Genomic DNA, 25,369 nt, shown 5'->3' on the forward strand with positions numbered 1-25,369 from the left:
AACGTTCCCGTCATTTTGATCCTGGCTGGGTATCAAATTCAGATCGGGTGTTTGATTCCAGATTTATGTATCAGAAGAAGTTATTTTTTGGGGATGTCTATGAAACAGGAGATATATTCTGAATGAATGTGACTGAGAGCTATGCTCCCTCTCCGGGTAGTTTCTTTCTTTTTATTCCGGGAGACAGGTTTATGTGGGATGCTCTCCAGGAATGGGTATGGAGAATTCCCGGATTGGCATGTTGATTATGGCACTCCCGCTGCTGATTCTTATTGTTGCTCTCATAATTGCCCTCTATAATGTAGGATTTGATATGGATGCGGCAACCCTTCCGGAAAATCCCACCGGGCCACTGAATGAGACCCTGACATCACTCCTGCAGGCAGACCGGCCGCTTGTAACCGCGAGTGGAGTGGAGAGTGATCTGAATGCAGGGACAGTCACTCTGAAAGCAATTGTGGAAAATCCAACTGCATACCCAATGACTGTACAGTACATCGAATACTGGATCCCTGGGGAATCCGGGGAACTTACTGCTTCCCTTGCAGCACCGGTGACTGTCCCTTCCGGAGAGAGTGCAGCAGTTGAACTGTCTGGACCTGCGACGCCGGATACTGTCATCGCCCTGAAATCCGGCAGTGCACAAGGAATTCTCTCTTTTGAAATTGAGATTATGGGCATCCGTATCTCAACGGAGATCCCCCGGGCATGGGAGGTTGAAGTATGACATACACCGGAAAGGAGTGGACAGCTGCAGACTGTAACATTCCTGGTCTCATCGCAGGCATCTGCCTTATTGGGCTCCCGTTCATTGGATACTGGTGGTCGGTGCGGTTCGGGGATGGTGCATTTGTTCTGGAAGTCTCACCGTTTACGCTGGGGATGTACGGGTTTGGAAAAGAGTTCTTCTCCCCACTTCTCACCGCAGTGAATACAGCGATTCTCATTAGCATTGTCTTATTTGGTGCCCTCCTCTTCATCGGTTCTGTGCTCCGGTGTAGTCGGCAGTACAGGCAGCAGTCTGATCAATTGGTTGGGATGGCAGCCAAAAAACCGATATGGCTGGTTTTGTTCTTTGTATTTTCCATCGTAATTAGCGGCTTTGGAATCGAGTATTCCCTTCGGGAGTCTGGTGTTTCCATTTCCCTTCCTGTTATCACCGGAGATGCGGTGGGGAGCATTACGGCATCCGGGACCACAGTGCAGGTTCCGGTATCACTCTCCCTGAATGCAACCTTCTGGTATGCTGTTGTATTTGCCATTATTGCTGCATATGCCTGGATATACCAAAAAAGACGGTATTATGGAGACCCGGATGAAGTTTTTTTAGCGGAAACTGATGAATCCGGCGGGTCGGAACAGACATAATACATGGGCATATAGTGGTGGTATTTCCAATTTTTACTGAAAGATATGACATTTCTTTTTTGTTAACCCTTCCATCAAAATTCCGTTTAAGGTTTGGTTAAAACTATTCTTGTATGGAGGTCTGCAGAAGTACATCCCGAAATTTCTGGTTGGGGGTGGTGAAAGATATATGTATTCGGGCTTCCATCTAACATCTGCCATGCATGACCTGGGGGGGTCATACGGTGATGGTTTAGTATCCTGCGACTGAGATGGTTTATTCTGCGGTTTTTGTAGAAATATCCTCGGAATTGCCTTATTGGGTGTTTGCAGGGCTGAAGGGGTGTATTCATGGGGGAAAATATTCCGGATTACCGGGCAGTATTTCTGAACAATGCTGTGCCGATGTGTATTATTGATGATGACGGGAAGCTACGCTCCGTTAACCGGGCTGCAACAGACTATTTTCGGGGTGCTCCGCCTGACCCGGACGAGATATCCTGGCTCTTTTCCTGGGGTGCCGGGGGGGGAAATACCTCCGTTGGCAACACCTCAGACGGGGCGCCGGTGTTGGTTGCAACCGATGTAGTGCCGGTCAGCTGGCAGGGAGGTGGTGCCCGCCTTCTTGCCGCTGTGGATGTGACCGGCCATGCAACTGAGTCTGCCCGATTACGCAGGGCACTGGATCAGATCCGGGTGGCAGAGGAAGGTGCTGGAATTGGTTTCTGGGATTCCTTTGTGAAAGAGAACACATTATCGGTTGACAGCGGATGGGCTCATCTCATCGGATATGAGTCAGAGGAGCTGGGAATATCGTTTGATGAAATATTTGTGGATCGGATTCATCCGAAGGACCGGTCAGAGGTAGTGGCATACTTCAAACGTCTTTATGAGGGGACGGCGGCCTCAGGGCGAGCTGAATTTCGGATGTGGCATCGGGATGGGAGGTGGATTTGGATTCGGTCTGTCTGCCGTGTAATTGCATATGACGATGATGATACCCCGGTGCGGGTGGCGGGTCTGCATATGGATATCACTCAGGAGCATGAAACACTTGAAGCCCTTGCTGAAGCAAAAAAGAAGATTATTCTACTCTCTTCTGTTACCCGGCATGACATTTTAAATCAGGTATCGGTAATTTTGATGTGTGATGAACTGGTACGGGGTGATACGGGTGTCGCACCGACGCCGGAGAAGGCCGACCATTACTGGGATATGGCAAATGCTGCGGCACATACCATCGAACGGCTGATATCGTTTACCCGCGACTACGATGCACTTGGAATGGAGCAACCCATTTGGCAGAGCCTTGCCCGTGTGGTGCGCAATGCTGAGATCCTGCTCCATGGAAATGGGGTGCCAGTCAATCTCATCTGCAGGGAGTTGGAGGTCTTTGCCGATCCTCTCTTTGAGAAGGTGATATATAATCTGCTTGAAAATGTGAGGCGCCATTCCGAAGGGGCAAATATGGTGGAAATTGCCTTTGCAGATGGTGAGGATGGGGGGATACTTACGATATCCGATGACGGAATAGGTGTGCCTCAGGAGAAAAAAGAACGAATATTTGAACGGGGATATGGGACAAATACCGGCCTGGGTCTTTACCTCTCCCGTGAGATGCTTGGGATAACGGGAATTTCAATTACCGAGTGTGGAACCGAGGGGACAGGGGCTCTCTTTCGCATGGTTATTCCCCGGCAGCATATCCGGAAGAGTGGCAATCCTGCCTGATAATTTGATGTGGGAAATTATTCCTGAAAGTCAATTACTTCCGGTTCCAGGGTCTGGAGATCGACGATGATTGCACGGGCCGGTGTTGGCTGGAGATTCATTTGTTTCTGGAATGCAGTCTGTGATTGCCATGTTCCGGCATTAATTGCAAGGACTCCCCGGTATTTTGTTATGCCTGAGATATGTACGTGGCCGGTATGGAAGATCTCGGGGATAGGGTCGATGACGAGCCGGTCTTCCCGACAAGCATAGATGGGGGTACGTTCTCCATATGTGCAGGTGAGATGCCGGCGTTTGAGCATCTCAATCATCACTTCATCTGGTCGTGTATAGGAGGCACCGGGGAGAAGACCGATCATATCATCAAAGGACCTGCCGTGGTACATCAGGACTGACACTCCCTGCAGTCTCACAACAGCAGGGTTTTCGACCAAAATGACATTGTCCGGGAATTTCTGGCAAAATTGAGGGGGAAGGCTGGGTTGGGGTTCTGCACCGCGGACAGCATCGTGGTTGCCGGGCGAAACCACAATCTGGAGGTGAGAAGGGAGTTTACAGAGCATTTCCGCGAATACTTCGTATTGCCCGTAGATATTCTGGATCGTGAGCTCCTTATCCTGGTCAGGATAGATACCAATGCCATCCACCACGTCCCCTGCGATTATGAGATAACCGATATCCGGTTGTTCGTGCAGCCATGCGGTGAACTTTTCCCATGCCTCCCCAAGGAAGGTGTTGGAGCCGACATGCACATCAGAGATGAATACGGCCTTTCCCGGTGTTTCACTCAGGAAGGGAGCGTGGTTAATGGGTATGTCGGGGCGTGCAAGAGAGTTTGCAAAGAAGAGGCTGCCGTCACTGGAGAGCTGGCCGGTGACTGCAATGACCTCGTCGGGGATGAGGCGTTCTGCTTCAGTAAATTCCTCACGGTCTTTATTAAAGAGGATATTGATCATGCCGGTCGGATCCTCAAGTAATGCCATCCGGTGACCATTTTTTGTATTTCTGACCTCCATTACCATTCCAATAAGGACGATCTCCATATTGTAGTAGCGACTATTTTTGGCAATCCCACCGATGGGCATGGCACCGGCATAGACTTTGTGTGTCCGCAGTATGGTGGAGAGGCGGTTGTAGCGATCCCGGAAGTAGTGGACGAAGTCAGTGAAGTCAACACCGTTATTTTCCTGGGTTCCGACGCCATATATGACATCAACTGGCGCTTCAGTCAGAAATCGCGTCCCGTCTCGTTCTCGTGTAAAACCCGGGATGTGTTCGGTCATGATGACGGAAACATCAGATGGCACAGAATCAGCTATGGCAGGGATGAGTGAGAGGTCTCCCTGTTCAGCGATATATGAAACAACATCGGGGTGAACCTGCATTCCACAGTCCAAAAACCCGAGCACGATCTCCTGTGGACGCAGCATACAAACAGGTTGGAGTTCAGGCGGTAAAAACCCATATGAAGTGGCGTGTTTTCCCTATCTTTCATATGTTCTGAAGGGGTATGGTAATATATATGAAAGAACAGCGCCGGAACCTTGGGGTGGTTACCCAGGTGCAGCGGTTTATGAAGAGTGAAGACCCGAAAGCAGGCATGGCCCGCGATATTCTCTGGGTGCTGTGTGTGGTTGGCGGGGTTGCACTTCTCCTCTTTTTAGTCTCCGGCACCTGGCCTGCTGTTGTAGCGGTGGAGTCAGAGAGCATGGTCCCGAATATGAATGTGGGGGATCTTGTCTTTGTGGTCGCCCCGGATCGGTATGGGATGCTCACCTCATGGGCAGAAGGACAACAAACCGGGTATGCGAAGTTTGCAACGTCCCCTGATCGACAGGGCAACGAGGTCTATGGTGATGTAATCATCTATAAGCCAAACGGGGACACATCGGTGCACCCAATTATCCACCGTGCTGTCGTATGGTATGAGAATACTACGGTGCCTGGTTACATCACCAAGGGGGACAATAATCAGATCAGCGATCAGGATGCCTACTATCAGGGCATTGGTTCCATCCAGCCGGTGAGAAAGGAATGGATTGTTGGCAAGGCACTCTTCGCTGTGCCACTTGTTGGGTATCTCCCCCTGCATATTATCGAGTTTGCGGTGCTGATTATTGCACTTCTCATCGTATGGGAGTGGTATTCCCGAAGAAAAGAGCAGAAGGATGAGGGGGGTAAAGATCAGGCAAAAAAAGCATCTTCCACCAAAAAGAATGGAAAAAAAGTGGGTTCTTCCAAAAAAAGTGCTGAAAAATCCGCAAAAAAACGCTGAATTCCATAATCCGGTTCCTGTTCACAGGGGCCATTCACAACTCTTTTTTACCTCTACACTCACACGTCATCATAGGAATTGATCCAGATGAAAGAGCTACTTGAAGATGTCCTCGAAGGGCACCGGCTCACTTCTGCTGAGGCAGCAGGGCTTCTGAAGGCACGCGGATCTGATGTATGGGAGATTACTGCAGCAGCAGATCTCATCCGTGAACAGACCGTGGGTGATGTGGTCACCTATGTGCGTAATCAGAATATTCATATCACCAATATATGCCGGAATCTCTGCCGGTTCTGTGCATTCGGGAGACCACCCGGTGCACCGGACGCCTATAATGTGGGGGATGCAGGCATCAGGGCACAGGTTACTCTTGCAAAGGAGCGAAAGGTAACGGAACTCTGTTTTCTCTCCGGGGTGAATCCTGATTTCAGTGCTGAGCGCTATGCGGAGATGATTGGCATCGCCCATGGCATTATGCCTGAGGCTGATATCCACACGATGAGTCCGGATGAGATCACGTGGGCGGCAACAAAGAGTGGAATATCGACTGGTGAGGTAATTGAGATGGTCAGAGACGCGGGCCTTGGGACGATGCAGGGTACCGGAGCTGAAATACTGGTGGATTCTGTCCGCCAACAGTTCTGCCCGAACAAGATCCTAACCGCTGAATGGTCGCGTATTATCACCGAGGCACACAATAAGGGGCTGAAATCAACCGCGACCATTATGTATGGTTCGCTTGATACGGCAGATGACAGGGCTGAACATTTCGGGGTTATACGGGACATACAGGATGAGACCGGAGGTTTTACAGAGTTTATTCCTTTACCGTTCATCCATGAGAATACGCCACTTGCAAAGGCAGGACTGGTCTTTGGCGGGTCCATCGGCCGGGAGGACATCCTGATGTTTGCGGTTTCGCGGCTCTTCTTTGATAATATCCGCAATATTCAGATATCGTGGGGGAAGGTTGGTGAACGGATGGCCTCGCTCGGGCTTATGGCCGGTGGGAATGACTTTGGCGGGACGATGTTCACAGACGAGGTCTCGGTGGAGGCCGGTGCTGCGGCGGCCGACTACTTTGATCCGGCAGATATGCAGCGGATCACAAATGACCTCGGACGGACGCTGCGCCAACGCTCAACGGTATACGGACTTATCGATTAGGCACCAGAGAGTGGTGTTTCTCTCTTTTTCTCTCTCTTTTTTCCTGTGCAACAGGTTGGATACGTTTATTGTGCCTGACGGGAATATTGCGTTTGGACATTTATCCTGGAAGGAATACAATATGAATACAGAGAAACGCCTCGTTTACATGGACCATGCAGCAACGACCGCCACCCGAGTGGAAGTGGCGGAGGCGATGGTCCCCTATATGACCGGACATTTTGGCAACCCCTCCTCCCTGTATGACCTTGCAAAGGACTCACGCGAGGCAGTGGACGCAGCACGGGTTCAGGTGGCAGCGGCCATCGGTGCGGCGCCAAAGGAGATCTATTTTACGAGCGGCGGGACGGAGTCTGACAACTGGGCACTCAAAGGAGTGGCCTTTGCAAAGAGATCTAAGGGGAATCACATCATTACAACTGCTGTGGAGCACCATGCCATCTCGCATACCTGTGCGTGGCTGGAGAAGCAGGGCTTTTCGGTGACGTATCTCCCGGTTGACCGCTATGGGATGGTGGATCCGGAAGCAGTTGAGGCAGCGATTACGCCGGAGACAATTCTCATAAGTGTGATGATGGCAAACAACGAGATCGGGACCATCATGCCGATTGCAGAGATCGGTACGGTTGCCCGAAAGCATGGTGTCCTCTTCCACACGGATGCGGTGCAGGCGGCGGGACATATTCCAATTGATGTGCAGGAGATGAATATCGACCTCCTCTCACTCTCCGGCCACAAGTTCCACGGGCCGAAGGGAACGGGTGCTCTCTATGTCGGGCCCGGTGTGCGTCTCGACCCCCTGATGCACGGCGGTGCACAGGAGCGGGGACGGCGTGCGGGAACCGAGAATGTGCCCGGTATCGTCGGGATGGGGATGGCGCTCTCCCTTGCGGTGGCAGAGATGGTGGAGAATGCAGAGCGGGTGACGGCACTTCGTGACCGGCTTGCGGCAGGACTACTTGCAATCCCTGAGACCTATCTGAACGGCCACCCGCAGAAGCGTCTGCCGAACAATGTGAATGTGGTCTTCGCGTATATCGAAGGGGAATCGATTCTTTTGCTCTTAAACCGCAAAGGGATTGCAGCCTCAACGGGGAGTGCCTGCAGTTCGGCATCTCTTGAGGCGTCGCATGTGCTGATGGCCTGTGGTCTGCCGCATGATGTGGTGCACGGTTCGTTACGCCTGACATTAGGGGAAGAGACGACGGAGGCTGATGTTGATTATGTGGTGGCGGCGGTGGCAGGGGTCGTTCAGCGGCTGCGGGACATGTCTCCTCTGACACCTACGGAATTGAGGAGCAAATGAGACAAGAGGAGTTTGGATATGTATAACGAGAAGGTGATGGACCATTTCGAACACCCGAGAAATCAGGGTGTTATTGAGGATGCGAATGGCACTGGCGAGGTCGGGAATGCCCAGTGCGGGGATATTATGAAGATATATCTGAAGGTGGAAGATGATGTCATCACAGACGTGCGTTTCCAGACTTTCGGGTGCGGGGCGGCGGTGGCATCATCCAGCATGGCGACTGAGATGATCAAGGGCAAGACGCTTGCAGAGGCATGGGATCTCTCCAATAAGGCGGTTGCAGAAGCGCTGGAGGGCCTGCCACCTCAGAAACTGCACTGTTCTGTGCTTGCAGAAGAGTCGATTCATGCAGCGATTAATGATTATCGTGTAAAGCATGGACTTGAGGCGTGGGAAGAGAAAGGCGGGCACGCTGAACACCAGCATTAACTTTTTTTCAGAAGTATTCATTTTTGCAGGGATATCGGCCCGTGGCAATATCGTAACGGGTTTCAGAATAATGTGGAGATTTTCTCACTTCCCCTAACAGGGTGCATCCAATGTGAGAGGGGGGCTGTCGGGGAATGGAATCCTCTCTGATTCTTTACTTGCGGGGCACTTTCTGGACATTTATGGCAGTTTTGCAGAGAAAGCCCCTCTCTCCCGCCCGGCTTTCGCAGGGGGAGGTGGTCCGTGGGATGGACGGGATGACGGGGATGCAGACTCTTCCGTTTTATTCCGGTTCATGGCAACCAGCGGACAGAGACAGAACATATTGGAAATTCTGCATCTGTTCAGACACATGGCCCATCTCATATGAGGGGGGCTTTCGGGGGGATGGAATCCTCCCCTGATTTAGATCAATCCATACACTGTCTCAAAATATCGAACTGAGTACAGAGCAGCGGAGGAAGCTCCCCTCTCATTCATGTTCATCCGACAGTCCAGTGCGTATCCTTTTGGAAATCTGAAGGCTGTTGATCAGTCCAAAAACCACAAGAGGGGGAATGCCGCAGAATCCAACGAGTATCAATATGATAAATCCGTTTGTTACATCGGTAATCATGCCCCCATCCGGAGGGAAAAATGCATAGGACAGGGTCTCATACATGGGGACGAGCATGAGAATGCTGATGAATACGGCAATCACAATTGGAATTCTCATAATCTTTCTGAACTCCGGTGTCATCACAGCAAAGAACAGGAGCGAAACCGGGACAATGAGATAATACATCATTCCTCTCAGTCTCGCTGGTGTCATCCCATCCGCGACCAGTCGGAATAATTCCGGGGATCTAAGGGAGTAGATTTCTGTGACGATTATCAGGACAAGAAGAATGGGATAGAACACTCCTATCCACCATCTCACGCTTTTTTCCTTCAGGTAATCCAGAAACAGAAATGCACCCAGGGATGCGATGGCTGCAAGTGCAATAGAGATGTATGAACCGCCAATTACGGTATAGATGATTGGATAGGCCATCATCGCCATTACCGGCGAGTATATGGTTAGTTTTGAGAGCAGATCTGTGTTCATGAAAATTCTCCCCTGAAGATTCCTGAACGATCGCGAACATGTATGCTATTGTACTGTAATGATTCTGTTTTCCCCCGGAACATATGTTGTTTAACCCCTGTGTTCATGTATGTGAAAACAAGGATAATATTTCCGATATGATTCTCCACCCTCCTCCTCGTCCCCCCCGGCCACGGGTGTTGAAGCGTTTGGCATGGGATTCAATGAATATGGTCCCGGTTGTTCTGCGTTTTTGTCAGGGTGAAAACGCTTCTTACGTCTGAATACCAATAGTATACGTACATCGGTGAATACCAATGGATTCTCAGAAAATAGCTGACGAACTTTCGGCGGTCAGGTCCTGCCACCCGCTTGTACACCACATCACGAATACGGTAACAATCAATGACTGTGCCAATATCACGCTCTGCACCGGTGCTGCACCGGTGATGGCGGCAGCACTGGAGGAAGCCGGCGAGATGGCGGCGATGGCAGGTGCCCTCGTGCTCAATATAGGTACTCTTTCTTCTGCTCAGGTGGAGTCGATGCTCATTGCCGGAAAGGCGGCCAATGCCTGTGGCATCCCTATCATTCTTGACCCGGTGGGGGCCGGTGCAACGGCGATGCGGACAGAAGCGTGTGAACGGCTGCTTGCAGAACTAAATATTGCGGTTTTGAAGGGCAATGCCGGTGAAATTGGTGTCCTTGCCGGTGCCGGCGGGGAAGTCCGTGGGGTGGACTCTGCCGGATGTGCCGGTGATCTCGCAGCGGTTGCGGCTGCCTGTGCCCGGAAGTATGGGACGGTGGTGGTGATGACCGGTCCTGAGGACTATATATCTGACGGCGAACGGACGTTTGTGGTCGGAAATGGCAACCCCCTGATGGCCCGCCTCTCGGGAACCGGGTGCATGACGGCGTCTGTTGTGGGTGCGTTTGCAGCAGCAGGGACCGATCTGGTGGTCTCGTCTGTTGCTGCCTGTGCTGCCTTCGGCCGTGCCGGGGAACGGGCAGCTGCCCAGGCCCGCGGCCCGTATTCGTTCAGGACGGCGCTCTTTGACGAGATGGCAAACCTGATGGAAGAGGACCTCGCGGCCCATGCTGACGTGAAAAAAGCAGATACTATCTGAACAGGGCAATTTCTGAACGAAATAATAGGTCCGGACTGGAAAATATGATGAAACACAGGAATATACCAAAACCGGCAGATTTCCCGGAGCGTAATTGTATCCCGGCACTCTATGTTGTCACTGATACAGTGATTGGCCGGGGCCGATCTCATGTGGAGATTGCCGCCTCTGCTGTGGCAGGTGGGGCAGGCATCATTCAGTTGCGGGACAAATATCTGGCACCGGTGGCCCTTCTCAGGGAAGCCGTTGCCATTCGTGAGGCAATGGTTGGGTATGATGCCCTTTTTGTGGTGAACGATTCCCTTGATGTGGCCATTGCGTCCGGTGCAGACGGTGTACACTTGGGCCAGAGCGACGGGTCAGTAACGGAGGCCCGGGATGCTGCAGAGACAGATTATGGTGATGGATTTCTCATTGGTGTCTCCGTTGGCTCAGTTGATGAAGCCTGCCAGGCAGTGGATGAGGGAGCTGATTATGTCGCACTTGGCCCGGTCTTCCCGACAAACTCTAAGGCGGATGCCGGTGCAGCCCGCGGTCTCCTTCTTTTGCAGGAGATTCGTGAGGCAGTTTCTGTGCCGCTCGTTGCCATAGGTGGCATTGGCCCCGCGAATGTGCAGGACGTTTTCCGGGCTGGTGCTGATTCGGCGGCTGTTATTTCTGCTGTGGTGGCACAGGATGATGTGGCGGCTGCGGCGAGGATGATGCTGGAATTGATTGGAGAAGTTCGGGAGTGTTAGAGGTGAATGGGCAGTGTTGTGAGGCTGATTACTCACAATATTATTTTTTGATTGACTTTTGATACTCATTTTGAGATTTAGCTGTGAACAGCCTCTGATTTGTTGATAGAATAGATGGTATTGTTAGCTATTTCTTTGCTTTTTTGCTGAACAGGAACTGAATAATGGTTTTTCTCGTTTTTTAATCCCTATCTTTCACATTGCATGCTCATATTATATCCTCTACATTTGCTTTTTTTTCTCCTGTGCATAGCATGTGAGCATCTGCCGGGAGCAGACAACGTAGTTGGATGTTTGGCTGAAACCTGATATTGGCAGGACAGAGGGGCCGGGCAGAACTCCGCTGCGGCATGAGGGCGTCTCATATTTTCTGTTCCTATTTTTTGTGCGTGTTTTAATTCAAAATCTCAATTATGATCATTACCACATGACATTTTGTGTTTTTAAGGGGTGTTTTCGTGTTTGTGTGAGTGTAATATCTGATTGTTTTGGGAATATTTTGTGTAATAGTGGCTGTTCTGTCCTTTGCGCGTTTTAGTGGGCGTGCCCTTTCCCTGCCTGTTATGAGGTATTTGGGTGAACAAATGAACGCATTTCCTTCCATTTATGGGTGTGGATAGCATGCCTATGATGTTTTTTGATACATTGTATGGTGTTCCGGGTGTTGGTTTTCACAATCAAATGGAATAGTTTATGTGTTGGAAGTTACAACTTAGTTAGGTCGATTGTTTGGGACGAACGGGCACAATAGCCTTCGTTTGCTCTGCAGACAACAAGATATCATAGAAATATGACTCTCTGTGTTCCTCCGAAATTTTTCGGACGGTTGCAGGGGATAATCTCCGGACTCGAAACGGAAATGCGAGGGTTTATCATCCTTTAGCATCTATATTAGAGTCCGAGATTTTGATGGAGAACCGAAATCGCTCAGATGGGAGTGTCGGTTCTGACGTTGGCATTGGCAATGCGGAAATTTATTTAGTAACCGCTAATATCCTTTAAAAAATAAGTCGAACGTAAGTGTGCTTTGAAAAGCAAAACTGTAAGAATCAGTTTGCCTACTTCAAGAAATTAATTCTGGTTGATCCTGCCAGAGGTCACTGCTATCGGGGTTCGATTAAGCCATGCGAGTTGAGAGGGTTTAGACCCTCAGCGGACTGCTCAGTAACACGTGGATAACCTGCCCTAAGGTGGAGAATAACCCCGGGAAACTGGGGATAATACTCCATAGACTAGAGATACTGGAATGTTCTTTAGTCGAAAGCTCCGGCGCCTTAGGATGGATCTGCGGTCGATTAGGTTGTTGTTGGGGTAACGGCCCAACAAGCCTGTAATCGATACGGGTTGTGGGAGCAAGAGCCCGGAGATGGAATCTGAGACACGATTCCAGGCCCTACGGGGCGCAGCAGGCGCGAAAACTTTACAATGCAGGAAACTGTGATAAGGGAACCCCGAGTGCCCGTATACGCGGGCTGTCCAGGTGTTTAAAACGCATCTGAAGAAAGGGCCGGGCAAGACCGGTGCCAGCCGCCGCGGTAATACCGGCGGCTCGAGTGGTGGCCACTATTATTGGGCTTAAAGCGTCCGTAGCTGGACCGATAAGTCTCTTGGGAAATCCGCCGGCTTAACCGGCGGGCGTCCAGGAGATACTGTTGGTCTAGGGACCGGGAGAGGTGAGAGGTACTCCGGGGGTAGGAGTGAAATCCTGTAATCCCTGGGGGACCACCGATGGCGAAGGCATCTCACCAGAACGGCTCCGACAGTGAGGGACGAAAGCTGGGGGAGCGAACCGGATTAGATACCCGGGTAGTCCCAGCCGTAAACTATGCGCGTTAGGTGTACCGGTGACCACGAGTCACTGGGGTGCCGAAGGGAAACCGTGAAACGTGCCGCCTGGGAAGTACGGTCGCAAGGCTGAAACTTAAAGGAATTGGCGGGGGAGCACCACAACGGGTGGAGCCTGCGGTTTAATTGGACTCAACGCCGGAAATCTCACCGGATAAGACAGCGGAATGATAACCGGGCTGAAGACTCTGTTTGACCAGCTGAGAGGAGGTGCATGGCCGTCGTCAGTTCGTACTGTGAAGCATCCTGTTAAGTCAGGCAACGAGCGAGACCCACGCCAACAGTTGCTAGCTTGTTCTCCGGAATGAAGAGGACACTGTTGGGACCGCCTCTGCTAAAGAGGAGGAAGGAATGGGCAACGGTAGGTCAGCATGCCCCGAATTATCCGGGCTACACGCGGGCTACAATGGGCAGGACAATGGGTATCGACACCGAAAGGTGAAGGCAATCTCTTAAACCTGTCCTAAGTTCGGATTGTGGGCTGTAACTCGCCCACATGAAGCTGGAATCCGTAGTAATCGCGTTTCAACATAGCGCGGTGAATGCGTCCCTGCTCCTTGCACACACCGCCCGTCAAACCATCCGAGTGAGGTCTGGATGAGCCTGTGGTTTTTGCCGCAGTCGAATCTAGGTTTCGCAAGGAGGGTTAAGTCGTAACAAGGTAGCCGTAGGGGAATCTGCGGCTGGATCACCTCCTAAAGATTGGGTTGATGCGGTTACTAAATAAAACGTAAAATTGCTGATGTCGACATAATATGGGAACTTGGGCTTATAGCTCAGTTGGAAGAGCGCGGCGTTTGCAACGCCGAGGCCAGGGGTTCAAATCCCCTTAAGTCCATTGCCTGGTTTTCAGAGCTGTCATTCGTGACATATTCTTCTGAACACCAGGCCTCCCAATGCACCCGGCGACGTGAGTCATCGGGGAAGGGCCGAGAGTCTAACCGACTCATTGAGGCTGTGTATAGGTGTGCACATAGGACGTTAAATGAGTTTTAACGGACACAATCATAAAGACAAGCTGATACAAGCCTGTCAGTGGATGGCTCGGTTCGAGTGCCGATGAAGGGCGTGCCAAGCTGCGATAAGCTCCGGGTAGGCGCAAGGAGCCTATGATCCGGAGATACCCTAATGGGACCTCCTGCTTCTTTTTTAAGAAGCGATCCGTAAGGATTGGGAACCCCCCGAATTGAAACATCTCAGTAGGGGGAGGAAGAGAAATCAAACGAGATGTCGTGAGTAAAAGCGATCGAAAGCGACAGAGTTCAAACCGAATCCCTTCGGGGACATGTGGTGTTGTGAGCCTTCCGTTTACCCAAACATCATAAGCGGAAATATTTCTGGAACGGTTTGCCACAGAGGGTGATAGCCCCGTACGCATACCGATGTTTGGCGAGGAAGTGTCTCGAGTAGTGCGGGTTGGAATTCTCGCATGAACCTGGGGGTCATCAACCTCCAAAACTAAATACTCCTCGAAACCGATAGCGAAATAGTAGCGTGAGCGAAAGCTGAAAAGTAACCCTGGAAAGGTGGTTAAAAGTGCCTGAAACTGATAGGTGATAGTGTGTTATGGCATAAAAGGATCTTTACATCGAAAGAACCCGTCGCGAGGCGGTAGTATGGGATGTATTGCCGGTGTCATAACTTACGTTTGGAAGAACGGGCCAGAGAGTTTATTCTGTTGGCGAGGTTAACCGGTAAGGGAAGCCGAAGCGAAAGCGACAAGTCCGTAGGTTTCGGCCATGGGACGACGTATTAATAGTGCGTGTAGTCGACAGGATAAGACCCGAAGCCCAGTGATCTATGCGTGGGCAGGCTGAAGGGTGACGAAAGTTGCGTGGAGGGCCGAAGCGGTATTGATATGCAAATCATTCGTGTGACCTGCGTATAGGGGTGAAAGGCCAATCGAACTGGGCATCAGCTGGTTCCTCTCGAAACATGCCGTAGCATGACCTGGCTGGAGATAGACGGTGAGGTAGAGCACTGACTGGAGGAGTTGGGGGAGAAATTCCTCACCTTCCTGTCAAACTCCGAATTCCCCGTCGTCGAAGAAGGCTGGAAGTCCGCACTACGGGGTAAGCTTGTAGTGCGTAAGGGAAAGAACCCAGACTGTGGTTAATGTCCCTCAGTGTAGGTTAAGTGTCAATACTAAAAGATGTCCTAGGCCAAAGACAACTGGAAGGTGAGCTTAGAAGCAGCTACCCTTTAAAAAGTGCGTAACAGCTTACCAGTCGAGGTTTAGGGCGCTGAAAATGGACGGGGCTAAAACCTACCACAGATACCACAGACCACCGCAAGGTGATGGCGTAGAGAGGCGCTCTGCATGGGTGGAAGCAGGGGTGTAAGCTCCTGTGGACCGTGTAGAATTGAGAATTCTGGCACTAGTAGAAGCATAGTTAGGTGAGAATCCTAACCGCCGAAGGGGCTAGGTTTCCTCGGCAATGTTCGTCAGCCGAGGGTTAGTCGGTCCTAAGTTGTACCGTAATTCGAGTACAGCGAAAGGGAAACAGGTTAATATTCCTGTACCATCTGGTTGTAGTTAACTTCGGTTAACCCTGACGTTTCTGGATATGTTTTGCAGGGCTGTCGCCCTGTCTAATCGTATAAGCTCTTGGAGAACCGTAATGGTGAGAATTGAGTGAAAGCGTGATGGAGAAATAAAGCAAACTCCTGGAACCCGTGAAAAGGGAATCAGATGTCCGTACCGAGATCTGACACAGGTGCCCCTAGCTGAGAAGGCTAAGGCGTGTCGGTTTAATTGTGTTTAGGGAATTCGGCAAAATGGCCCCGTAACTTTGGAAGAAGGGGTGCCTGCCCGGTGATCGGGCAGGTCGCAGTGACCAGGGGGCTCCGACTGTCTAATAACAACATAGCAGACTGCAACTCCGTAAGGACTAGTATAGTCTGTGATTCCTGCCCAGTGCAGGTATCTGAAAACCGGGTTCAACCGGACGAAGGACCTGTAAACGGCGGGGGTAACTATGACCCTCTTAAGGTAGCGTAGTACCTTGTCGCTTAATTGGCGACTTGCATGAATGGATTAACGAGAGCCCTACTGTCCCAAACACAAGTCCGTTGAACATTTTATCCTGGTGCAAAGGCCAGTGACTCCAAATGGGAAGTGAAGACCCCGTGGAGCTTTACTGCAGCCTGTCGTTGTGTTACGGTATTCATTGCGCAGTGTAGATGGGAGATGTCGATCCAACCCTCGTGGGGGTTGGTTAGTCACCAATGAGACACCATCCTTTGATTACTGTAACACTAACTCCTTGTGAGGACATCGGTAGGTAGGCAGTTTGGGTGGGGCGCCACACCCTCGAAAAGGTATCAAGGGTGCCCCAAGGTCAACTCATGTGAGTCAGAAACTCACAGAAGAGTGTCAAGAGCAAAAGTTGGCCTGACGTGAACACGCAAAGCAAGTGTTCACGAGAGGAAACTCGGGTCTAACGAACCAATACGCGCTTTTGATGAGTGCTATTGACGACAGAAAAGCTACCCCGGGGATAATTGAGTCGTCGCCGGCAAGAGCACATATCGACCCGGCGGCTTGCTACCTCGATGTCGGTTCTTTCCATCCTGGCTGTGCAGCAGCAGCCAAGGGTGAGGTTGTTCGCCTATTAAAGGGGATCGTGAGCTGGGTTTAGACCGTCGTGAGACAGGTCGGTTACTATCTATTTGGAGTGTTAGAGGTCTGAGGGTAAGACGGAAATAGTACGAGAGGAACTTTCCGTCGTCGCCACTGGTATATCGGTTGTCCGACAGGGCAGTGCCGAGTGGCTACGCGATAATGGATAAAAGCTGAAAGCATCTAAGCTTGAAACCAGACCTGAAAAGAGACCTCGTTTGAGGGCACGGATAAAAGATCCGTTTGATAGGCTCGGGATGTACGCACGAAGGTAACGACGTGTTCAGTCCACGAGTACTAACGCCCAAATCAGCTAACACTGAAAACGTCCGTTAAAACTCAGACGAAATTCTGTGTGCACACCACAAACATATACAGTGTCATGTATTTGCGGCCATAGCAGCGGGGCAACACCCGGACCCATACCGAACCCGGAAGTTAAGCCCGTTCACGTAGTATGCTGTACTGAGTTGCGCGAGCGCTCGGGAACCATACTTCGCTGCAAATGCTCTGAAAAGCAAATTAAAATCTGTTCTGTAACTGTATTATACAAAAGAGCGTGAGCTCTTGTGTTGATTCTGACTCGTTCCTGCACATTCTTGGTAGTGAAATGTATAGCATTCTGTTCTGTATATACTATGCAAAAGAGCGTGAGTGTTTGAAATGATATTTCGCTACCTGTTTTCGTGATGATGAGATTCCAGTTATTGTAACGGGTACACTAATGAGCGTGAGTTCTTGGATACGATACTTTATTGCAAAGGCTTGTGAAGAAGAGATTCTGCTCTGTAACTAATATGCTAAAGAGTGTAAGCTTTCGAAAATGATTCTTCGGTTGCAAAGACCGGAAAGGAGACATTCTGTTCTGTATATGGTATACAAAAGAGCGTGAGTGCCTGGATATTTTATGTATCTGTATACCTGCAGGGGATGATGAAATTTTGATCTGTATTTTGGATATGAAGAGCGAAAGCGCTCGGGAATGATTGTTCACTGCAATCGCTTGTTTTGGTCTCTCCAGGTGTTGAGAGTTTCATAGCATGTGAAGGGCTTTAGCTTAGAGAAATTTTTCTTGATCCGGGCTTCAACCCTTTCATAGAGAATTAATCCATCTAGCTGCATGACAGTAGCATTATGTTCGTATCTTTTTCAATTGGGCTGATAATTGTCCGATAAATTTGAAGGATAGACATTCCAAGGATGTTGCCTATGTAAATCACCGATTTGAAAAATATCGGCTTGCTATTTTCATATCCTGAAATTTTTCTTCGGGATGAATGCATAGAGAGGAATGGTTCCTGTGTTCGTAGTATGACATCTCCTGACTTGCTTCTGGATAAGTTCACATCAACAAACAGACTTGGAATATCCTGTAAAACTGCAGTTATGATGCTGTCTGGGTTGATTGTAGCATATGAAAATGTATTATCTAGCATGGATAGGAATTCGTTTAAAACCTCCTGTTATTCTGGTAATTCCATTGATTTGAAGATGAGAGTTCCCCAGAGGTGGGCTGTGTTTTGTCAGCAATAGAAGTCATGATTGTATCAATATTGATGTATTGTATTTGGGATTTCCTATAGAGGTGTTATCATCGTTATTTGGTTCGGATGGATGGGATATATTGTGCTATGGGGATTATGCAAGATACTGCAATAATTACAATAAGTGCCAATAAAGGCAGGATTTTGTGCCTGTTTGTAGTGTACATCTATTTCGCGTATGGTAGATATCTTAGAGGATTACTATTTTCCAATTTTTTGAAGACCAAAAATATGGATACAAATTCTAACTTTGCCTAATCACTCATTTCAGACAATATTTCAATCTTTTTCAGATAGCTATCGCTCTAAGCTCTCTGTTTTTCAATCGTTCTCATTTGGTAGAGGTTATAGCAAAATGCAGAGAATGTATTCTTTACCCTTGCTCTGCCAAGTTCAGTCACTTTCATCGTTCCTGACTTAAATACCGTTTTCATAACAGCAAATGGCCTTTCTCCTTTGAACCTCTTCTGGGTGATTCTTTCGTTACGAAGTTTATCCCGGATTCCAATTGGATGGTTTCTTGCCCCCCTTTTCATGGTGGCATTGTATCCTTTGTATTCCGCTCCTTGGTATCCTCTGTCACGATAAACAACCTCTCCCATTTCGGAGAGATTTATCTGGCTGTCATGAACTGATGCAGTTGTTGTAGTAATTCTTCGTATCAGATCATAGTCCCGATCCATAATTGCATGGAATTTGTAACCAAAATGGGATTTTTCACCTTTCTTTGTCCATGTCCCATCTTTGCTTCTTCTTGTCTTTGCCTCACCTCCCCGAGGGGTATTGGAAGAAGCATGACCCGGATCGGAATGGATGAATGTTGCATCCTGGATCATGCCCTCCTTGATAGTAAGACCTTTCGTATCCAACTGACGCTGGAGTTCATCCCAAATCGCACTATCTTTTCCGGATTCGGATATTATTTCACTAAAAGAGCCAAATCGTGGATTGGTCTGGTATTTTATCGGGTAATCCAAGAAACTGCCTGAATGAGATTTAGTCATTTGCCTGTCTTTCAAATTCAGGATCAGAGAGGCCATGCCATTGCTGAAAAATAAGTATCTTGATCATGAGGATTTCATCCAGATTCGGAGGGCCACATTTATCGGTTTTATTTGAATACAGGTCTCCTGAGAATTGGGCGAAATAGTTCCCAGTCTATTAGTTTACCTACTTCAACTAATTTATCGCCTAACTCAGCAATATGTTCGTATTCAGACTTAATTGCAAAATTAATGAAAGTGCTCAAGAATTAGTGATAGATCGTGTTCATAAAAGTACTTCCGGTAAAGGAGGTTTATAGAAATTCTCCTTACTTTGTTTCCTGAATGATCTAAATCTGAAACGAAACAGAATCCTGGTGTAAGGGATAACCATTGCAGGTACCTATCTTAGCAGGATTCTTGCGTTTTTTGTTGGTATTTGGAGAACATATGGAATATGGGGGGTGAGTGATTTTTTCTCTAAAAAAATGGGGGGTAATTCCATCAAGATATCCATGATTCAGATTCCCCAGTGTTTATTTTTCCCACAGGTATCGTAACCTGAAAAAATGAGGAACGGCTGCTTTCTCTGAAGATTATATGACAGGAACAAAATCGTGGTATTTCTGGCATCTCCTGAGATGGAGGCATAATCTGTTGGTTGACTATTTTGGGATGTTTACTCTGGAAGAACAGGGTGGTTGACTGTGAAAAATTTTGAGACGGATTGACTAAATGTAGTTTTTTGGTAATAATGTTGTTAGAATAGTAAGGTGAAAAAGGTACGGCCTGTTTGCTGCTTCACATCATGCCGTTTTTGCTCTTTTTTTGGTAAAAACAGAGCCATATGCTGAAACAAGTACCCTGGAGGAAATATTTCATCAACATTGCTTGTTCTTCTCGTGTTTCCACTTTAGTGTTATCCCGATCTGCGCGAGGTTGCAGATTTTGCATAATTCTGTATGTTTGTGGCAATAATGCTGGCTGTCATGGGTGAAATAATGGGCAAAATACGAGATGAATACACAATCTTTATAATCTGGAAGTTACAACTTAGTTAGGTCGATTGTTTGGGACGAACGGGCACAATAGCCTTCGTTTGCTCTGCAGACAACAAGATATCATAGAAATATGACTCTCTGTGATCCTCCCGAAATTTTTCGGACGATCGCAGGGAATAATCTCCGGACTCGAAACGGAAATGCGAGGGTTTATCATCCTTTAGCATCTATATTAGAGTCCGAGATTTTGATGGAGAACCGAAATCGCTCAGATGGGAGTGTCGGTTCTGACGTTGGCATTGGCAATGCGGAAATTTATTTAGTAACCGCTAATATCCTTTAAAAAATAAGTCGAACGTAAGTGTGCTTTGAAAAGCAAAACTGTAAGAATCAGTTTGCCTACTTCAAGAAATTAATTCTGGTTGATCCTGCCAGAGGTCACTGCTATCGGGGTTCGATTAAGCCATGCGAGTTGAGAGGGTTTAGACCCTCAGCGGACTGCTCAGTAACACGTGGATAACCTGCCCTAAGGTGGAGAATAACCCCGGGAAACTGGGGATAATACTCCATAGACTAGAGATACTGGAATGTTCTTTAGTCGAAAGCTCCGGCGCCTTAGGATGGATCTGCGGTCGATTAGGTTGTTGTTGGGGTAACGGCCCAACAAGCCTGTAATCGATACGGGTTGTGGGAGCAAGAGCCCGGAGATGGAATCTGAGACACGATTCCAGGCCCTACGGGGCGCAGCAGGCGCGAAAACTTTACAATGCAGGAAACTGTGATAAGGGAACCCCGAGTGCCCGTATACGCGGGCTGTCCAGGTGTTTAAAACGCATCTGAAGAAAGGGCCGGGCAAGACCGGTGCCAGCCGCCGCGGTAATACCGGCGGCTCGAGTGGTGGCCACTATTATTGGGCTTAAAGCGTCCGTAGCTGGACCGATAAGTCTCTTGGGAAATCCGCCGGCTTAACCGGCGGGCGTCCAGGAGATACTGTTGGTCTAGGGACCGGGAGAGGTGAGAGGTACTCCGGGGGTAGGAGTGAAATCCTGTAATCCCCGGGGGACCACCGATGGCGAAGGCATCTCACCAGAACGGCTCCGACAGTGAGGGACGAAAGCTGGGGGAGCGAACCGGATTAGATACCCGGGTAGTCCCAGCCGTAAACTATGCGCGTTAGGTGTACCGGTGACCACGAGTCACTGGGGTGCCGAAGGGAAACCGTGAAACGTGCCGCCTGGGAAGTACGGTCGCAAGGCTGAAACTTAAAGGAATTGGCGGGGGAGCACCACAACGGGTGGAGCCTGCGGTTTAATTGGACTCAACGCCGGAAATCTCACCGGATAAGACAGCGGAATGATAACCGGGCTGAAGACTCTGTTTGACCAGCTGAGAGGAGGTGCATGGCCGTCGTCAGTTCGTACTGTGAAGCATCCTGTTAAGTCAGGCAACGAGCGAGACCCACGCCAACAGTTGCTAGCTTGTTCTCCGGAATGAAGAGGACACTGTTGGGACCGCCTCTGCTAAAGAGGAGGAAGGAATGGGCAACGGTAGGTCAGCATGCCCCGAATTATCCGGGCTACACGCGGGCTACAATGGGCAGGACAATGGGTATCGACACCGAAAGGTGAAGGCAATCTCTTAAACCTGTCCTAAGTTCGGATTGTGGGCTGTAACTCGCCCACATGAAGCTGGAATCCGTAGTAATCGCGTTTCAACATAGCGCGGTGAATGCGTCCCTGCTCCTTGCACACACCGCCCGTCAAACCATCCGAGTGAGGTCTGGATGAGCCTGTGGTTTTTGCCGCAGTCGAATCTAGGTTTCGCAAGGAGGGTTAAGTCGTAACAAGGTAGCCGTAGGGGAATCTGCGGCTGGATCACCTCCTAAAGATTGGGTTGATGCGGTTACTAAATAAAACGTAAAATTGCTGATGTCGACATAATATGGGAACTTGGGCTTATAGCTCAGTTGGAAGAGCGCGGCGTTTGCAACGCCGAGGCCAGGGGTTCAAATCCCCTTAAGTCCATTGCCTGGTTTTCAGAGCTGTCATTCGTGACATATTCTTCTGAACACCAGGCCTCCCAATGCACCCGGCGACGTGAGTCATCGGGGAAGGGCCGAGAGTCTAACCGACTCATTGAGGCTGTGTATAGGTGTGCACATAGGACGTTAAATGAGTTTTAACGGACACAATCATAAAGACAAGCTGATACAAGCCTGTCAGTGGATGGCTCGGTTCGAGTGCCGATGAAGGGCGTGCCAAGCTGCGATAAGCTCCGGGTAGGCGCAAGGAGCCTATGATCCGGAGATTCCCTAATGGGACCTCCTGCTTCTTTTTTAAGAAGCGATCCGTAAGGATTGGGAACCCCCCGAATTGAAACATCTCAGTAGGGGGAGGAAGAGAAATCAAACGAGATGTCGTTAGTAAAAGCGATCGAAAGCGACAGAGTTCAAACCGAATCCCTTCGGGGACATGTGGTGTTGTGAGCCTTCCGTTTACCCAAACATCATAAGCGGAAATATTTCTGGAACGGTTTGCCACAGAGGGTGATAGCCCCGTACGCATACCGATGTTTGGCGAGGAAGTGTCTCGAGTAGTGCGGGTTGGAATTCTCGCATGAACCTGGGGGTCATCAACCTCCAAAACTAAATACTCCTCGAAACCGATAGCGAAATAGTAGCGTGAGCGAAAGCTGAAAAGTAACCCTGGAAAGGTGGTTAAAAGTGCCTGAAACTGATAGGTGATAGTGTGTTATGGCATAAAAGGATCTTTACATCGAAAGAACCCGTCGCGAGGCGGTAGTATGGGATGTATTGCCGGTGTCATAACTTACGTTTGGAAGAACGGGCCAGAGAGTTTATTCTGTTGGCGAGGTTAACCGGTAAGGGAAGCCGAAGCGAAAGCGACAAGTCCGTAGGTTTCGGCCATGGGACGACGTATTAATAGTGCGTGTAGTCGACAGGATAAGACCCGAAGCCCAGTGATCTATGCGTGGGCAGGCTGAAGGGTGACGAAAGTTGCGTGGAGGGCCGAAGCGGTATTGATATGCAAATCATTCGTGTGACCTGCGTATAGGGGTGAAAGGCCAATCGAACTGGGCATCAGCTGGTTCCTCTCGAAACATGCCGTAGCATGACCTGGCTGGAGATAGACGGTGAGGTAGAGCACTGACTGGAGGAGTTGGGGGAGAAATTCCTCACCTTCCTGTCAAACTCCGAATTCCCCGTCGTCGAAGAAGGCTGGAAGTCCGCACTACGGGGTAAGCTTGTAGTGCGTAAGGGAAAGAACCCAGACTGTGGTTAATGTCCCTCAGTGTAGGTTAAGTGTCAATACTAAAAGATGTCCTAGGCCAAAGACAACTGGAAGGTGAGCTTAGAAGCAGCTACCCTTTAAAAAGTGCGTAACAGCTTACCAGTCGAGGTTTAGGGCGCTGAAAATGGACGGGGCTAAAACCTACCACAGATACCACAGACCACCGCAAGGTGATGGCGTAGAGAGGCGCTCTGCATGGGTGGAAGCAGGGGTGTAAGCTCCTGTGGACCGTGTAGAATTGAGAATTCTGGCACTAGTAGAAGCATAGTTAGGTGAGAATCCTAACCGCCGAAGGGGCTAGGTTTCCTCGGCAATGTTCGTCAGCCGAGGGTTAGTCGGTCCTAAGTTGTACCGTAATTCGAGTACAGCGAAAGGGAAACAGGTTAATATTCCTGTACCATCTGGTTGTAGTTAACTTCGGTTAACCCTGACGTTTCTGGATATGTTTTGCAGGGCTGTCGCCCTGTCTAATCGTATAAGCTCTTGGAGAACCGTAATGGTGAGAATTGAGTGAAAGCGTGATGGAGAAATAAAGCAAACTCCTGGAACCCGTGAAAAGGGAATCAGATGTCCGTACCGAGATCTGACACAGGTGCCCCTAGCTGAGAAGGCTAAGGCGTGTCGGTTTAATTGTGTTTAGGGAATTCGGCAAAATGGCCCCGTAACTTTGGAAGAAGGGGTGCCTGCCCGGTGATCGGGCAGGTCGCAGTGACCAGGGGGCTCCGACTGTCTAATAACAACATAGCAGACTGCAACTCCGTAAGGACTAGTATAGTCTGTGATTCCTGCCCAGTGCAGGTATCTGAAAACCGGGTTCAACCGGACGAAGGACCTGTAAACGGCGGGGGTAACTATGACCCTCTTAAGGTAGCGTAGTACCTTGTCGCTTAATTGGCGACTTGCATGAATGGATTAACGAGAGCCCTACTGTCCCAAACACAAGTCCGTTGAACATTTTATCCTGGTGCAAAGGCCAGTGACTCCAAATGGGAAGTGAAGACCCCGTGGAGCTTTACTGCAGCCTGTCGTTGTGTTACGGTATTCATTGCGCAGTGTAGATGGGAGATGTCGATCCAACCCTCGTGGGGGTTGGTTAGTCACCAATGAGACACCATCCTTTGATTACTGTAACACTAACTCCTTGTGAGGACATCGGTAGGTAGGCAGTTTGGGTGGGGCGCCACACCCTCGAAAAGGTATCAAGGGTGCCCCAAGGTCAACTCATGTGAGTCAGAAACTCACAGAAGAGTGTCAAGAGCAAAAGTTGGCCTGACGTGAACACGCAAAGCAAGTGTTCACGAGAGGAAACTCGGGTCTAACGAACCAATACGCGCTTTTGATGAGTGCTATTGACGACAGAAAAGCTACCCCGGGGATAATTGAGTCGTCGCCGGCAAGAGCACATATCGACCCGGCGGCTTGCTACCTCGATGTCGGTTCTTTCCATCCTGGCTGTGCAGCAGCAGCCAAGGGTGAGGTTGTTCGCCTATTAAAGGGGATCGTGAGCTGGGTTTAGACCGTCGTGAGACAGGTCGGTTACTATCTATTTGGAGTGTTAGAGGTCTGAGGGTAAGACGGAAATAGTACGAGAGGAACTTTCCGTCGTCGCCACTGGTATATCGGTTGTCCGACAGGGCAGTGCCGAGTGGCTACGCGATAATGGATAAAAGCTGAAAGCATCTAAGCTTGAAACCAGACCTGAAAAGAGACCTCGTTTGAGGGCACGGATAAAAGATCCGTTTGATAGGCTCGGGATGTACGCACGAAGGTAACGACGTGTTCAGTCCACGAGTACTAACGCCCAAATCAGCTAACACTGAAAACGTCCGTTAAAACTCAGACGAAATTCTGTGTGCACACCACAAACATATACAG

At 49.5% G+C, this 25,369-nt stretch carries 11 protein-coding genes, 2 tRNA genes, 5 rRNA genes and 1 pseudogene; 16 read left to right on the forward strand and 3 right to left on the reverse strand.

The features are described from left to right. The first annotated feature begins 217 nt into the window (after positions 1-217). The 3 genes from L0665_RS07470 to L0665_RS07480 all read left to right on the forward strand — a co-directional run bounded on the left by L0665_RS07470 (position 218) and on the right by L0665_RS07480 (position 3,078). Positions 218-727, forward strand: a complete 510-nt coding sequence (locus tag L0665_RS07470) for a hypothetical protein (protein WP_274925072.1) — start codon at positions 218-220, stop codon at positions 725-727. Next, positions 724-1,368 (forward strand): hypothetical protein, encoded by a 645-nt coding sequence (locus L0665_RS07475; RefSeq protein ID WP_274925073.1) that lies wholly within the window; start codon positions 724-726, stop codon positions 1,366-1,368. Before L0665_RS07470 ends, L0665_RS07475 begins: the two co-directional genes overlap by 4 nt. 330 nt (positions 1,369-1,698) lie before the next feature. After that, on the forward strand, positions 1,699-3,078 hold the full coding sequence (locus tag L0665_RS07480) for a PAS domain-containing sensor histidine kinase (RefSeq protein ID WP_274925074.1): 1,380 nt from the start codon (positions 1,699-1,701) through the stop codon (positions 3,076-3,078). 17 nt (positions 3,079-3,095) lie between these two features. On the opposite strand, the gene L0665_RS07485 is transcribed toward L0665_RS07480, so the two are convergent. Next, complete coding sequence (locus L0665_RS07485; protein WP_274925075.1) at positions 3,096-4,508, reverse strand: DNA-directed DNA polymerase II small subunit; 1,413 nt, start codon at positions 4,506-4,508, stop codon at positions 3,096-3,098. Between the two features lie 92 nt (positions 4,509-4,600). Between L0665_RS07485 and L0665_RS07490 the strand changes: the two genes are divergently transcribed. The 4 genes from L0665_RS07490 (at position 4,601) to nifU (ending at position 8,258) form a co-directional block, all read left to right on the forward strand. Further along, a complete protein-coding gene (locus L0665_RS07490; RefSeq protein WP_274925076.1) occupies positions 4,601-5,353 on the forward strand; it encodes a S24/S26 family peptidase in 753 nt (250 codons plus the stop codon). Between the two features lie 87 nt (positions 5,354-5,440). Further along, a complete protein-coding gene (gene cofH / locus L0665_RS07495) occupies positions 5,441-6,520 on the forward strand; it encodes a 5-amino-6-(D-ribitylamino)uracil--L-tyrosine 4-hydroxyphenyl transferase CofH (RefSeq protein ID WP_274925077.1) in 1,080 nt (359 codons plus the stop codon). A 121-nt stretch (positions 6,521-6,641) separates the two neighbouring features. Beyond that, positions 6,642-7,826, forward strand: coding sequence for a cysteine desulfurase NifS (gene nifS / locus L0665_RS07500; protein ID WP_274925078.1), 1,185 nt, complete (start codon positions 6,642-6,644; stop codon positions 7,824-7,826). 18 nt (positions 7,827-7,844) lie between these two features. Further along, positions 7,845-8,258, forward strand: coding sequence for a Fe-S cluster assembly scaffold protein NifU (gene nifU, locus L0665_RS07505; protein ID WP_274925079.1), 414 nt, complete (start codon positions 7,845-7,847; stop codon positions 8,256-8,258). A 472-nt stretch (positions 8,259-8,730) separates the two neighbouring features. On the opposite strand, the gene L0665_RS07510 is transcribed toward nifU, so the two are convergent. Then, positions 8,731-9,345, reverse strand: a complete 615-nt coding sequence (locus L0665_RS07510) for a hypothetical protein (RefSeq protein WP_274925080.1) — start codon at positions 9,343-9,345, stop codon at positions 8,731-8,733. Between the two features lie 296 nt (positions 9,346-9,641). On the opposite strand from L0665_RS07510, the gene thiM reads away from it, so the two are divergent. From thiM to rrf, 6 genes are all read left to right on the forward strand, one after another. Continuing rightward, positions 9,642-10,451: a hydroxyethylthiazole kinase gene (gene thiM / locus L0665_RS07515; RefSeq protein ID WP_274925081.1), complete on the forward strand. Its 810-nt coding sequence runs from the start codon at positions 9,642-9,644 to the stop codon at positions 10,449-10,451. Between the two features lie 44 nt (positions 10,452-10,495). After that, positions 10,496-11,188 (forward strand): thiamine phosphate synthase, encoded by a 693-nt coding sequence (gene thiE, locus L0665_RS07520; protein WP_420847030.1) that lies wholly within the window; start codon positions 10,496-10,498, stop codon positions 11,186-11,188. 1,074 nt (positions 11,189-12,262) lie between these two features. Beyond that, positions 12,263-13,730: ribosomal RNA gene (locus L0665_RS07525) — 16S ribosomal RNA — on the forward strand. Positions 13,731-13,798: 68 nt separating this feature from the next. Beyond that, positions 13,799-13,871, forward strand: a tRNA-Ala gene (locus tag L0665_RS07530). A gap of 173 nt (positions 13,872-14,044) precedes the next feature. Then, positions 14,045-16,975: ribosomal RNA gene (locus L0665_RS07535) — 23S ribosomal RNA — on the forward strand. A 66-nt stretch (positions 16,976-17,041) separates the two neighbouring features. Continuing rightward, positions 17,042-17,163: ribosomal RNA gene (gene rrf, locus L0665_RS07540) — 5S ribosomal RNA — on the forward strand. Together the 16S, 23S and 5S rRNA genes with 1 tRNA gene alongside form the textbook arrangement of a ribosomal RNA operon. A 1,341-nt stretch (positions 17,164-18,504) precedes the next feature. On the opposite strand, the pseudogene L0665_RS07545 reads toward rrf, so the two are convergent. Continuing rightward, positions 18,505-19,448, reverse strand: a pseudogene (locus tag L0665_RS07545) (IS5 family transposase). A gap of 1,150 nt (positions 19,449-20,598) precedes the next feature. Between L0665_RS07545 and L0665_RS07550 the strand changes: the two are divergent. From L0665_RS07550 to L0665_RS07560, 3 genes are all read left to right on the forward strand, one after another. Continuing rightward, positions 20,599-22,066, forward strand: a 16S ribosomal RNA gene (locus L0665_RS07550). 68 nt (positions 22,067-22,134) lie between these two features. Then, positions 22,135-22,207 (forward strand) — tRNA-Ala (locus L0665_RS07555). 173 nt (positions 22,208-22,380) lie between these two features. After that, positions 22,381-25,311: ribosomal RNA gene (locus tag L0665_RS07560) — 23S ribosomal RNA — on the forward strand. Positions 25,312-25,369: the final 58 nt, after the last annotated feature.

It is taken from the genome of Methanogenium marinum (assembly GCF_028912405.1).
Lineage (GTDB): Archaea > Halobacteriota > Methanomicrobia > Methanomicrobiales > Methanomicrobiaceae > Methanogenium > Methanogenium marinum.